Below are 14,306 nucleotides of genomic sequence, written 5' to 3'. Positions count from 1 at the left end.
TTCGTCCCACTCACACCGAACGACGACACGCCCGCACGCCGAGGACGATCCACCCCCGGCCAAGCCCGCGACTCCGTCAGCAACTCCACCGCACCCGCCGACCAGTCCACCTGGCGCGACGGCTCGTCCACGTGCAGGGTCTGCGGGAGCACGCCCTCACGCAGCGCCATCACCATCTTGATCACACCACCGACACCGGCAGCCGCCTGCGTGTGACCGATGTTCGACTTCAACGAGCCCAGCCAGAGCGGCTGTTCGGCCGACCGGTCCCGACCGTAGGTGGCCAGCAGCGCCTGTGCCTCGATCGGGTCGCCCAACCGCGTCCCGGTCCCGTGCCCCTCCACCACATCGATCTCCGCGGTGGACAGGCCGGCGTTGGCGAGAGCCTGGCGGATCACCCGCTGCTGCGACGGACCGTTCGGCGCGGTCAGACCACTGCTGGCGCCGTCCTGGTTCACCGCCGAACCCCGCACCACCGCAAGCACCTTGTGCCCGTTCGCCACCGCATCCGACAACCGCTCCACGAGCACCAGCCCGACGCCCTCGCCCCAGCCCATCCCGTCCGCCGCGTCCGCGAATGCCTTGCACCGGCCGTCCGCCGAAAGCCCGCGCTGGCGGCTGAACTCGACGAACGCGCCCGGGGTGGACATCACCGTCACGCCGCCGGCCAGCGCCAGCGAGCACTCACCCGCCCGCAGCGCCTGGACCGCCAGGTGCAGCGCCACCAGCGATGACGAGCACGCGGTGTCCACCGTCACCGCCGGCCCCTCCAGGCCGAACACGTACGACACCCGACCCGAGACCACACTCGTCAGACTGCCGGTCAGCAGGTAGTCGCCCGCCCCGTCCGACGCCTTGCCCGCCTCGGCCCCGTACTCGTTGTAGGAAGCGCCGACGAAGACACCGGTCTCGCTGCCCTTGTAGGCCTGCGGGTCGAGTCCCGCGCGCTCGAAGAGCTCCCACGAGGCCTCCAGCAGCAGCCGCTGCTGCGGGTCCATAGCCAGCGCCTCACGCGGGCTGATCCCGAAGAAGTCCGCATCGAACTCGGCGGCGTCGTGCAGGAATCCGCCCTCACGAGCATGCGACTTTCCTTGGGCCTCGGGGTCGGGGTCGTAGAGACCGTCGACGTCCCAACCCCGGTCCGTGGGAAAGCCGGCAACGCCGTCGACGCCATCGGCCACGAGGCGCCACAGGTCCTCGGGCGAGCGCACACCCCCGGGGTAGCGGCAACTCATGCCGACGATGGCGATCGGCTCCCGCGAGCCCTCCTCCAGCTCACGAACGCGCTCACGGGCATCATCGAGATCGACCATGACCCGCTTCAGGAAATAACGAAGCTTCTCTTCGGCAGCCATCAGGCTATGTCCGTTCCAATCAGATGAGGAAGATGAAGGGGGGAGAGGCGAGCTACGAAATCCCGAACCGCTTGCCGATGATGTCGAAGATCTCGTCGTCGGACGCCGCATCGAGCTGATCGGCGGCCAGGTTTCCGGACTCCGCGCTCCGGGCCTTCTTCACCTTCGCCAGCAAGCTCTCCAACCGCTCCTCGATGTCCGAGGTCGCCAGTTCTGCGACAGCGATACCGGAGAGCGCCGCGTCGATGCGGTCGATCTCCGACCGGACCAGCGCCTCGCCGGCAAGCTCGTCCGGCACGAGTCCGACGCGCAGGAATTCGGCCAGTTCCTGCGTGGTCGGGTAGTCGAAGACCGCGGTTGCCGGCAGCGACACACCCGTGGCCTTCTGCAGCCGGTTCCGCAGCTCCACCGCGGTCAGCGAGTCGAAGCCGAGCTCCGTGAAGCCGCGCTCAGGGTCGACGGCCGCACCGGATCCGTGGCCCAGCACCACCGCCACCTCGGTGCGCACCAGATCGACCAGGATCCGCCGACGGTCGGCGCCGGACGCACGGCCGACCCGCTCCCGCAAGCTGCGCACCGCCTCGTCCTCGCGGTCACCGGCGCCGTCCACGAGGGCCTCCAGCGCGTGAGCCGCTTCCGGCACCCGGCCGATCAGGCTGCTGGGCCGGACCGAGGTGAACGCGACCGCGAAACGCTGCCAGTCCACGTCGGAGACGGTGACGCACGGCTCCGCCTCACCGACGGCCCGCACCAGCGCCGACACGGCGCTTTCCGGTGCCATCTCGACCAGGCCGCGACGGCGCAGGTGCTCCACCACCTCCGCGTCCGCGCCCATGCCGTCACCGCGCCAGACGCCCCACGCGATCGAGGTCGCCGCCAGGCCGCGCTGGTGCCGGCTCTCCGCCAGTGCGTCCAGGTACGCGTTCGCTGCGGCGTACGCTCCCTGGCCGCCGCTGCCCCAGACACCGGCGTTTGAGGAGAACAGCACGAAGGCGTCGAGCGGACGGTCCGCGAGGAGTTCGTCCAGGTGGGCCGCACCGGCCGCCTTGCCGCTCAACATCTGCTCGAGGTCGGCCGGTTCGCTGTCCGCGAGGTTGCCGAAGGTGCTCACACCGGCGGTGTGGACGACGGCGGTGAGCGGGTGCTCGGCCGGGATGCCGTCCAACAGCGCGGACAGGGCGTCGCGGTCGGCGATGTCGCAGGCCGCGATCGTCACCTTCCCACCCAGCGCGGCCAGTTCGGCCGCGAGCTCGTCCGCACCGGGCGCCTGCGGGCCACGCCGGCTGACCAGCAGCAGATGCTCGGCCCCATGGCCGGCCAGCCACCGGGCCACATGACCGCCCAGGGCACCCGTGCCACCCGTCACCAGCACCGTGCCCGACGGACGCCAGTCACGCACCGCCCCCGACCCGGCGGGCACCGCACGCACCAAACGCCGTCCGAACACCCCCGAACCACGAACCGCCACCTGGTCCTCGACCACACCACCCGCGCCGGGACCGGACGCCAGCACACCCACCAGGCGCCGAACCACGCCCTCGTCCAGCACCTCCGGCAGATCGACCAGACCACCCCAGAGATCCGGGTGCTCCAACGCCGCCACCCGGCCAAGACCCCACACCTGCGCCTGAACCGGGCTCAGCACACGGTCGTCGTCCGCGCCCACCGACACCGCACCACGCGTCACCGCCCACAGCGGAGCCGCCACACCCGCATCACCCAGCGCCTGCACCAGAAGCAGCGTCCCCGCCACCCCCGCAGCCAGATGACCATCCGCAGCCATCAGCCGCTCATCCAGCGCCAGCAGCGACAGCACACCCGTGAACTCGCCCGCAGCCGCCAGGCACTCGGCCAGGCCGACGCGGTCCACTGTCTGGAGAGCGAGGCTGATCAGCTCGGCCTCCTGGTACCGACTGCGCAGCGCGGTGACGCAGGTGTCGATCCAGGCAGCGTCGCGCTCGTCGAGGCCCTCTGGCGCCACGACCAGCCACTTGCCCGGCAGCGCGTGATGGGTGCTCTCGGCAAGAGCCTCCCAGGTGATGCGGTAGCGCCACTGGTCGGTCGCGGACTGCTCGCGAACCCGCTGCCGGTACGACGACAGCACCGGCAGCACCGCCTCCAGCGACTCCGCCTGGATCTCGTCGACGCCCAGGGCCGCGCTCAGCCCCGCCAGGTCACCGCGCTCGACGACCTCCCAGAACCGGCCATCCACCGCGTCCAACGGCGCCGCCCCCAACACCGGCCGCTCCGAGGGTTCCAGCCAGTAACGGCGGCGCTGGAACGCGTACGTGGGCAGGCCGACGCGGCGGGCGCCGGTGCCCTCGAACAACCTCCCCCACGCGACCGGGGTGCCGGCGGCATGCAAGCGGGCCAGCGCCTCCACCACGCCGCGCACCTGGTCACGCCCCGAACGCATCGTCGGCACCACGGCGCGGGCCGGGCCGTCCTGCGGCAGGCACTCCGCGACCATGCCGGACAGCACCGCATCCGGGCCCACCTCAACGAAGCTGCCAACACCCAAGTCCAGCATGGCGGCAACGCCATCAGCGAAACGCACCGCGTCGCGAACCTGGCGCACCCAGTACTGCGGCTGCGTCCACAACTCCGACTCCACCCGGCCGGTCACCGTGGAGACCAGCGGCAGTACCGGCTCCCGCAACTCCAACCCGGCCACGACGCCCGCGAACTCCTCCAACATCGGATCCATCAGACCCGAGTGGAACGCATGACTGACCGTCAGACGCCGCGTCCGGCACCCCTGCTCGGCAAGCTTGGCAGCGGCCGCCAGCACCGGTTCCTCGTGCCCGGACAGCACCACCGACGACGGACCGTTCACCGCCGCCACCCACACACCCTCCACACCCTCGACCGCAGCCCTCACGGTCTCCTCGGACCCGCCGACCGCGACCATCGCGCCACCCGTCGGCAACGCCTGCATCAACCGGCCACGCGCCACCACCAGCGCGCACGCGTCCTCCAGCGACAACACCCCCGCCACATGCGCCGCCGCGATCTCACCCACCGAATGCCCGGCCAGCACACCGGCCGTCACACCCCACGACTCCAACAGCCGGTACAGCGCCACCTCCAACGCGAAAATCGCCGGCTGCGCAAACTCGGTCTGGTTGATCAAGTCATCCGACGGCAGCTCCACCCCCAGTTGCGCGCACACCTCCTCAAAGGCTCGCGCGAACACCGGGAACACCTCACCCAACTCCCGTCCCATACCAGCCCACTGCGACCCCTGACCCGAGAACACCACCCCCAAGCGCCCAGACACCGCGCCCGAGACCCCGACCGCACCCGACGCCAACCCACCCAGAGCAGCCAGCAGTTCACCACGATCCGCCACCACCACCGCCGCCCGGTGCTCGAACGCCGAACGCGACGTCGCCAGCGAGAACGCCGTGTCCAGCAGCCCCAGCCCCGGCTCGGCCTCCAACCACTCCAACAGCGCCGCAGCCTGCCCCCGCACCGCCTCCACAGACTTGCCCGACACCACCAACGGCACCACCGGAAGCCCAACCACAGCCCCCGACTCCGCCACCCCCGCAGGCTCCTCCGCCTGCTCCAGGATCACGTGCGCATTCGTCCCACTCACACCGAACGACGACACACCCGCACGCCGAGGACGCGCCACCTCCGGCCAGGCCCGCCGCTCCGTCAGCAACTCCACCGCGCCGGAGGTCCAATCGATCTCCTTCGACGGCTCATCGACATGCAGGGTCTGCGGAAGGACGCCCTCCCGGAGCGCCATCACCATCTTGATCACGCCCGCCACACCGGCAGCAGCCTGCGTGTGACCGATGTTCGACTTCAACGAGCCCAGCCACAGCGGAAGTTCGGCATCCCGCCCCTGACCGTAGGTCGCCAGCAGCGCCTGCGCCTCGATCGGGTCACCCAACCGCGTCCCGGTGCCGTGCGCCTCCACGGCGTCCACATCACCCACCGCCAGCCGCGCGTTGGCCAGCGCCTGCCGGATCACCCGCTGCTGCGAGGGACCGTTCGGCGCGGTCAGACCGTTCGACGCACCGTCCTGGTTCACGGCCGAACCCCGCACCACCGCAAGGACGTTGTGGCCGAGCCGGCGGGCATCGGACAGCCGCTCGACCAGCAGAACGCCGACACCCTCGCCCCAGCCCGTGCCGTCCGCCCCATCCGCGAACGCCTTGCACCGACCGTCACCAGCCATGCCGCCCTGGCGGGAGAAGCCCACGAACAGTGCGGGTGTGGACATCACCGACACGCCACCGGCGAGCGCCAGGTCGCACTCACCCGCCCGCAGCGCCTGAACCGCCAGGTGCAGCGCCACCAGCGACGACGAACACGCCGTGTCCACCGTCACCGCCGGCCCCTCCAGACCGAACACGTACGACACCCGGCCCGACATCACACTCGCGGCGGTGCCGGTGATCAGGTAGTTCTGGGCCTCCTCGATCGCATCGACCAGCACCATGCTGTAGTCCTGGCCGTTGGTGCCCGTGAACACCCCGGTCCTGCTGCCGCCGAGAGCCGTGGGGTCGATGCCGGCCCGTTCGAACGCCTCCCAGGAAGTCTCCAGCAGCAGCCGCTGCTGCGGGTCCATCGCCAGCGCCTCACGCGGGCTGATCCCGAAGAACCCCGGGTCGAACTCGCCGATGTCGTAGAGGAACCCGCCCTCCTGGACGGAGAAACTCCCCTCAGCGTCCGGGTCCGGGTCGTAGAGGGCGGCCAGGTCCCAACCGCGGTCCGCCGGGAACTCCGCCATGGCATCCGTGCCGTCGGCGACCAGGCGCCACAGCTCCTCGGGCGACCGCACCCCGCCCGGGTACCGGCAGGCCATCCCCACGATCGCGATCGGCTCGTGGGCCACATCCTCCAACTCGCGCATCTTCAAACGGGTTTCGTCCAGCTCGGTGCTGACCCGCTTGAGGAAGTACCGGAGCTTCTCTTCGTTTCCCATCAGGGACTCTCCATCATCTGTACTCAGCAAGGACCGGGGTGGGACGAGGCTCAGGAGATCCCGAATCGCTCGCCGATGAGGTCGAACATCTCGTCGTCGCTGGCCGACTCGAACCGCTCGGCCGCGGAGTCCTCGTCATCCGCCGTGCCCGCCTGCCGCAGCTTCGCCAGGAGCGCCTGCAGGCGCTCCTCGACCTTCTTTCCGTCGAACTCGTCCGCCAGGAGCGCGGTGAGCGCCGAATCGGCCTCATCCAGCCGGGCCAGGACCGCCGTGTCGGCGCTCGCCTCCGCCTCGAAGAGGCGCGAGCGGAGGTAGGCGGCGAGCTCGGCGGGGTTGGGGTAGTCGAACACCAGGGTCGCCGGCAGCTGCACGCCGGTCGCGGCACTCAGCTGGTTGCGCAGCTGGACCGCGGTCAGCGAGTCGAAGCCCATCTCCTTGAACGCGACCCGTTCCTCGACGGCGTCACCCGAGGCGTGTCCCAGGACCTCGGCGACCTGGGTCCGGACGACGTCCAGGAGTGCCGCCGAGCGCTCGGCCGGCGCCAGCACCGCCAGCCGCTGGGCGAGCGGCTGCTCGCCGCTGCCGCCCGTCCCGCTGCCGCCTGCCGCGCCACCGCTGGCGGCAAGCCGTCGGACCTCGGCCAGCTCCTCGACCAGACGGCTGGGGCGGGTGGAGGTGAACCTGGGCAGGAACCTCTCCCAGTCGATGTCCGCCACCGTGACGGTGGCCTCGCCGTACTCCACGGCCCCCTGCAACGCGGTGATCGCCAGTGCCGGGTCCATGGCCGACATGCCGTGGCGCCGCAGGTGGCGCTGCATCTCCTCGCCGCCGGCCATGCCGTCGCTCCCCCAGTTGCCCCAGGCGATGGAGGTGGCGGGCAGGCCCTGCTCGCGGCGCTGTTCGGCGAGCGCGTCCAGGAAGGCGTTCGCCGCGGCGTAGTTGGCCTGGCCGGACGAGGCGACCGTGCCGCCGAGCGAGGAGAACAGCACGAAGGCGGACGGCTCCAGGTGCCGGGTGAGTGCGTCCAGGTTCAGCGCGCCGACCGCCTTCGGCCCGAGGACCCGGCCGAACCGCTCCGGCGTCATGCCGTCCAGGATGCCGTCGTCCAGCACCGCGGCCGTGTGCACGACCGCGGTCAGCGGGTACTCGGCGGGGATCTGCTGCTCCAGCACGAGGCGCAGCGCCTCGCGGTCGGCCACGTCGCAGGCGGCGAACGTGACCCGGGCGCCCAGTGCGGTCAGCTCCGCCGTCAGTTCGGCGCCCCCCGGCGCGTCGGCACCCCGACGGCTGAGCAGCAGCAGGTGCTCGGCGCCGCGGGCAGCCGCCCAGCGGGCGACCCGCTCGCCGGCCCCGCCGGCACCGCCGGTGATCAGGACCGTGCCGCGCGGCTGCCACGGCCTGGTGGGCTCGCCGCGGTGCTGCGGCGTCCTGACGAGCCGTCGGGCGAAGGCCCCGGCCGCGCGCACGGCCACCTGGTCCTCGCCGTCCGGGCTCGCCAGGATGCCGGTGAACGCCGCCACCTCCCGGTCCCCGGCGACCTCCGGCAGATCGATCAGTCCACCCCAGCGGTCGGGGTGCTCCAGCGCCGCGACCCGCCCCATGCCCCACACCTGTGCCTGGACGGCACTGCGCAGCCGGTCGGACGCGCCCACGCTCACCGCGCCACGGGTGGCCACCCACAGCGGGGCGGAGACGTCGGCATCACCCAGTGCCTGGACGGTCGCCACGGTGGCGAGCAGGCCTGCGGGCAGCCGCCCGTCCGCGCCGAACGGTCGCTCGTCGGCGCCGAGGAAGGACAGCACGCCGCTGAGCTCCCCGAGTTCGGCCAGCTCCTTGGCGAGTGTCTCCCTGGTCATGGTGACCGGGTCGAGTGCGAGCACCGTGGTCTGCGCGCCGACGGCGCGCAGGCTGTCGGCCCACGGGTCCACCCATACGGTGTCGGCGGGCGCCAGCACCAGCCAGCGGCCGGACAGGCCGGACGGCGCGGTTGCGGTCGGCGCTGTCAGCGGGCGCCAGTTGATCCGGTAGCGCCAGGAGTCGACCGAGGCGCTCTCCTTCTGCCGGCGGCGCAGCGCCGACAAGGCCGGGGCGACGGCCTCCAGTGACTTGCGCTGCTCACCTTCGAGGTGCAGCGTGGCGGCGAGCGACGCCAGGTCCGCGGTCTCGACGGCGGTCCAGAACTCCTCGTCGATGCCCTCGGCCCCACCGGGGGCGCGGAGTTCCTCGGCGGCCGCCGTGGGCTCCAGCCAGTAGCGCTGACGCTGGAAGGCATAGGTCGGCAGGTCCACGCGGCGTGCCCCCGTACGGGCGAACACCGTCTGCCAGTCGACGGCCAGCCCCTGGGTGTGCGCGTCGGCCAGGGAGTTCAGCACGCGGCGGATGCCGCCGTCCTCCCTGCGCAGCGTCGCGATGACCCGCACTCCCGCCTCGCCGGCCCCGTGCGCGGTAGCGTTGTCGTGGATCGAGAGAGCGAGCAGGGGGTGCGGGCTGGCCTCGATGAAGGCGCTGTGATGGGCGTCCAGCAGCGCCTCGACGGCCATCTGGAACTCGACGGGCTGACGGATGTTCCGGTACCAGTACTCGTTGTCGAGCCCGGCGGTGTCGAACAGGCCGCCGGTCACCGTGGAGTAGAACGGGATGTCCGAGCGCTTCGGTGCGACGGGTGCCAGTGCCGCCAGCAGCTCCTCGCGCAACTCGTCGAGCTGGGGCGAGTGCCCGGCGGTGTCCAGGCCCGGGACCCGCCGCGCGGACACACCGTCGGCGACCAGCTCGTCGAGCAGGCTGGTGAGGGTCTCTGGGTCGCCCGACACGGCCACCGTGTTGGGGCTGTTCACGGCGCCGACGCAGATCCTGTCGCTACGGTCGCCGATCCGCGCCTCGACCTCCGCGGCGGGCAGGTTCACGGACAGCATGGCCCCGCGACCGGCCAGCCGGAGCCACGCCTGACTGCGCTTGGCAACGATCCTGGCGCTGTCCCGCAGCGACAGGCCGCCGGCGACGTAGGCCGCGGCGACCTCGCCCTGCGAGTGACCCACCACGGCGGCGGGCTCCACCCCGTAGGAGCGCCACATGGCCGCCAGCGACACCATCATGGTGAACAGCGTCGGCTGGATGACGTCGATCCGGGTCGCCGGCGGCGCGTCCGGGGCCTCCCGCAGCACGTCCAGCACCGACCACCCGACGAACTCGGACAGCGCCGCGTCGCAGGCCAGCACGCTCTCGCGGAACGCCTCAGAAGACTCCATCAGCCCGGCCGCCATCCCGACCCACTGGGATCCCTGACCGGGGAAGACGAACACGGCCCGGCCACCCGCGACGGCCGAGGCCTTGGTGGTGTTGGCCGCGTTCCGCCCGTCCACGACGGCGTCGAGGCCCTGGCGGAAGTCGTCGAGGCCCTCGCCGACCACGACGGCCCGGTGGTCGAACAGTGAGCGGGCGGCGACCAGCGAGTGGCCGATGTCGGCGGGGCGGGCGTCCGGGTGGGCGTCCAGGTGGGTCCGGAGCTGCCTGGCCTGCTCGCGCAGGGCGGCGTCGCTCTTGGCCGACAGCAGCCACGGGACCGGCCGGCCGGCGGGCTCGGAGGCGTCGGTCGGCAGGGCCTCGGTCGGCGTCGCATCGGTCGAACGGGCGTCGGTCGCCAGGGCCTCGGCGGGGAAACCCTCCAGGATGACGTGGGCGTTGGTGCCGCTCACCCCGAAGGCGGACACGCCGGCGCGGCGCGGCCGCTCGTCGGCGGGCCACGGCCGGTCATCGGTCAGCAGCGAGACGTTCCCCGCCGACCAGTCCACGTCCGGCGTGGGCGCGTCGATGTGCAGCGACTTCGGCATCGTGCCGTGCCGCATCGCCATCACCATCTTGATCACACCGGCCACGCCGGCGGCCGCCTGGGTGTGGCCCAGGTTCGACTTCAACGAGCCCAGCCAGAGCGGCTGTTCGGCATCCCGGTCCTGACCGTAGGTGGCCAGCAGCGCCTGGGCCTCGATCGGGTCGCCCAGCCGGGTGCCGGTGCCGTGCGCCTCGACGACGTCGACCTCCGAGGTGGACAGCCCGGCATTGGCCAGCGCCTGCCGGATCACCCGCTGCTGCGACGGACCGTTCGGGGCCGTCAGCCCGTTCGAGGCACCGTCCTGGTTCACGGCCGAGCCGCGGACCACCGCGAGGATGGTACGGCCGTTGCGCTGCGCGTCGGACAGTCGCTCCAGCAGCAGCACACCGGCGCCCTCGCTCATGCCCGCCCCGTCGGCAGCGGCGGCGAACGCCTTGGACCGACCGTCACGTGCCAGCCCCTGCTGCCGCGAGAACGCCACGAACAGCGCAGGGGTCGCCATCACCGTGGCACCGCCGGCCACCGCGAGCTCGCACTCGCCCGACCGCAGCGCCTGGCACGCCATGTGGAGCGCCACCAGGGACGAGGAGCAGGCCGTGTCGATCGACACGGACGGCCCCTCCAGCCCGAAGGTGTAGGCGATCCGGCCGGACAGCACGCTGGCGGAGCCGCCGGTCAGCACGTAGTTCTCGGACTCCTCCCAGGCCTTCGCCTGGACCATCGTGTAGTCCTGGCCGTTGGTCCCGACGAAGACGCCGGTCTGGCTCCCGTGCAGGCTGTGCGGGTCGATGCCCGCCCGCTCGAAGACCTCCCACGAGGTCTCCAGCAGCAGGCGCTGCTGCGGGTCCATCGCGCGGGCCTCACGGGGGGCGATCCCGAAGAACGCCGGGTCGAACTCGCCCGCGTCGTAGAGGAAGCCGCCCTCCACGGAGTAGAGCTTCCCGACCGCGTCCGGGTCCTCGTCGTAGAGGCTCTCGATGTCCCAGCCGCGGTCGGCGGGCAGACCGGAGACCGCGTCGACGTGATCGGCCACCAGCTGCCACAGGCCCTCGGGCGAGCGCACGCCGCCGGGGTAGCGGCAGCTCATCCCCACGATGGCGATCGGCTCGTCGTCCAGCACCGCCGCGCGCACGGCGGGCAGCCCGGCGGCCGTGGCCTGCTCGCCGACGAGTTCACGGCGCAGGTGCTCGGCCAGCACCTCGGCGGTCGGGTAGTCGAAGGCCGTGGTGGGCGACAGGCGCAGGCCGGTCTCGGCGTTGAGACGGTTGCGCAGTTCGACGGCGGTGACCGAGTCGAACCCGAGGTCCCGGAAGGCCCGCCGCTCGTCGATCGCATGGGCCGACTCGTGGCGGAGCACCACGGCGACATGCGACCGCACCAGCTCCAGCAGGTGGTGCTTCTGGTCGGCCGAACCCATCGTCAGCAGGCGCTGGACCAGTGGGGTAGCGGCCGGTCCGGCCTCCCCGGTCTTGGCGACCGGCTCGGCCTGCTGGGCCGCGAGGGCCTTCTTCACCTCAGGCAGTTCACCGAGGAAGGCGCTCCCCCGGTTGGCGGTGAAGGCCACGGTGAACCGGGGCCAGTCGACGTCGGCGACCGCGGTGCAGGTCTCGTCGCGGTCCAGCGTCTGCTGGAGGGCGACCAGCGCCGTGTCCGGATCCATCACCGGCACGCCGTGCCGTTGGGCCACCTCACTGATCTCGGGGTCGCCCGCCGCACCCGCACCGCCCCAGACGCCCCAGGCGACCGACGTCGCGGCCAGACCGCGATCGCGGCGGGACTGCGCGAGCGCGTCCAGATAGGCCGTCGCGGCGGCGTATCCGGCCCGACCGCGGCTGCCCCAGGTGCCGGCGTTCGAGGAGAAGACGACGAACGCCTCCAGCGCGGACTCGTGCAGCAGGGCGTCCAGGTTCACCGCACCCGCGATCTTCGCGGACGCGGTGGCGACCAGCTCCGCCGGGGAGCAGTCGGTGATCAGGGCCGACCCTCCGGTTCCGGCGGTGTGGATGACGGCGGTGAGCGGGTGCTCGGCCGGGATGCCGTCCAACAGCGCGGACAGGGCGTCGCGGTCGGCGATGTCGCAGGCCGCGATCGTCACCTTCGCACCCAGCGCGGCCAGTTCGGCCGCAAGGTCGTCCGCACCGGGCGCCTGCGGGCCACGCCGGCTGACCAGCAGCAGATGCTCGGCCCCATGGCCGGCCAGCCACCGGGCCACATGACCGCCCAGGGCACCCGTGCCACCCGTCACCAGCACCGTGCCCGACGGACGCCAGTCACGCACCGCCCCCGACCCGGCGGGCACCGCACGCACCAAACGCCGTCCGAACACCCCCGAACCACGAACCGCCACCTGGTCCTCGACCACACCACCCGCGCCGGGACCGGACGCCAGCACACCCACCAGGCGCCGAACCACGCCCTCGTCCAGCACCTCCGGCAGATCGACCAGACCACCCCAGAGATCCGGGTGCTCCAACGCCGCCACCCGGCCAAGACCCCACACCTGCGCCTGAACCGGGCTCAGCACACGGTCGTCGTCCGCGCCCACCGACACCGCACCATGCGTCACCGCCCACAGCGGAGCCGCCACACCCGCATCACCCAGCGCCTGCACCAGAAGCAGCGTCCCCGCCACCCCCGCAGCCAGATGACCATCCGCAGCCATCAGCCGCTCATCCAGCGCCAGCAGCGACAGCACACCCGTGAACTCGGTCCCCCGAAGCGTGGCGAGCCGGTCGGCCAGCTGCGAGCGGTCGGTGCGGCAGGCGTCCACCTCGATGACCCGGGCGGGGTCCTCCAGGCCCAGCGACTTCACCAGGGAGTCGGCCCACTCGGTGTCCGCGGTCCCGCTCGGGACGGCGAGCAGCCAGTCTCCCGGCAGGGTGGCCGGCACCGTCGCGGCCTGCTGCGGCAGCGCGCGCCAGGTGACTCCGTAACGCCAGGAGTCAGCGGTTGAGTTCTCGTTCCGGCGGCGACGGTAGGTGGAGAGTACGGGCAGGACTTCCCGCAGCGACTCGTCCATCCCCTCGCCTGCGTGCAGGGCGGCGATCAGGGCCTCAAGGTCCTGGCTCTCGACGGCTTGCCAGAACTCTTCGTCGGCCGGGCCGGTCAGGAGGGTGTCGTCGCGCAGCGGCACGTCCAGCCAGTAGCGCTGGTGCTGGAACGCGTACGTGGGCAGGTCGACGCGGTGGGCGCCGGTGCCCTCGAACAGAGTGGGCCAGGCGACCGGGGCACCGTGCACGAACGCCTGCGCCAAGGACGCCGTCAGACGCGGCCAACCGCCTTCACCACGACGCAGGGTGCCGATCGCCGCAGCGGCGATGTCCTGCTCGCCGATGACCTCCTCGATCGCCGGAACCAGGACCGGGTGCGAGCTGACCTCGATGAACAGGCCATGCCCGTCCGCCAGAAGGCCTTCGACGCCGTGACGGAACTCCACCGTCTGACGCAGGTTGGTGTACCAGTACGCGGCGTCGAGCTCCCTGGTGTCCAGGAAGCCACCGGTCACGGTCGACCAGAACGGTACCCGACCCTCAACCGGCACGATCGGCGCCAGATCGCGGGCCAGACGCTCGCGCAGGCCCTCCACCATCTGCGAATGCGAGGCGTAATCCACCGGGATCCGCCGCACCCGCACCCCACGACCCTCACACCACGCCATGAACTCCCCCAGCGGCACGGCCGGGCCCGAAACCACCGTCGACGCAACGCCGTTGACCGCCGCGACGGAAACGCCATCCCCGCCCCACTGCTCCAGCAGCCCGCGCACCTCACCAGCACCCGCGCCCACCGACACCATCCCGCCCGAACCCGCCAACTCCTCCGCAATGGCCTTCGACCGCAACACCACCACCCGCGCGCCATCCACCAACGACAACCCACCCGCAACCACCGCCGCCGCGATCTCACCCTGCGAATGACCCACCACAGCCGCCGGCTCGACCCCGCTGGACCGCCACACCTCGGCCAGCGACACCATCACCGCCCACAACACGGGCTGCACCACATCAACCCGCCCCAACCACCCCTCATCACCCGAACGCACCACCTCACGCAGCGACCAATCCACCAGGTCGCCCAGGGCCCGCTCGCACTCACCCATCCGCGCCGCGAACACCTCCGACGACCCCAGCAACTCCCCCGCCATCCCCAGCCACTGCGACCCCTGACCCGGGAACACGAACAC

General features: G+C 72.0%; 3 protein-coding genes. All 3 read right to left on the bottom strand.

Annotation, left to right across the window (positions count from 1 at the left end):
* On the bottom strand, positions 1-1,355 hold a 1,355-nt coding region (locus tag P3T35_RS39510), incomplete at its 3' end, for a beta-ketoacyl synthase N-terminal-like domain-containing protein (RefSeq protein ID WP_280709716.1).
* Positions 1,356-1,407: 52 nt separating this feature from the next.
* A complete protein-coding gene (locus tag P3T35_RS39505; protein ID WP_280709714.1) occupies positions 1,408-6,297 on the bottom strand; it encodes a type I polyketide synthase in 4,890 nt (1,629 codons plus the stop codon).
* Positions 6,298-6,347: 50 nt separating this feature from the next.
* Positions 6,348-14,300, bottom strand: coding sequence for a type I polyketide synthase (locus P3T35_RS39500; RefSeq protein WP_280709712.1), 7,953 nt, complete (start codon positions 14,298-14,300; stop codon positions 6,348-6,350).
* Positions 14,301-14,306 lie beyond the last annotated feature (6 nt).

The organism is Kitasatospora sp. GP30, assembly GCF_029892145.1.
GTDB lineage: Bacteria > Actinomycetota > Actinomycetes > Streptomycetales > Streptomycetaceae > Kitasatospora > Kitasatospora acidiphila.
This window is presented reverse-complemented; position numbering and strand designations above follow the sequence as displayed.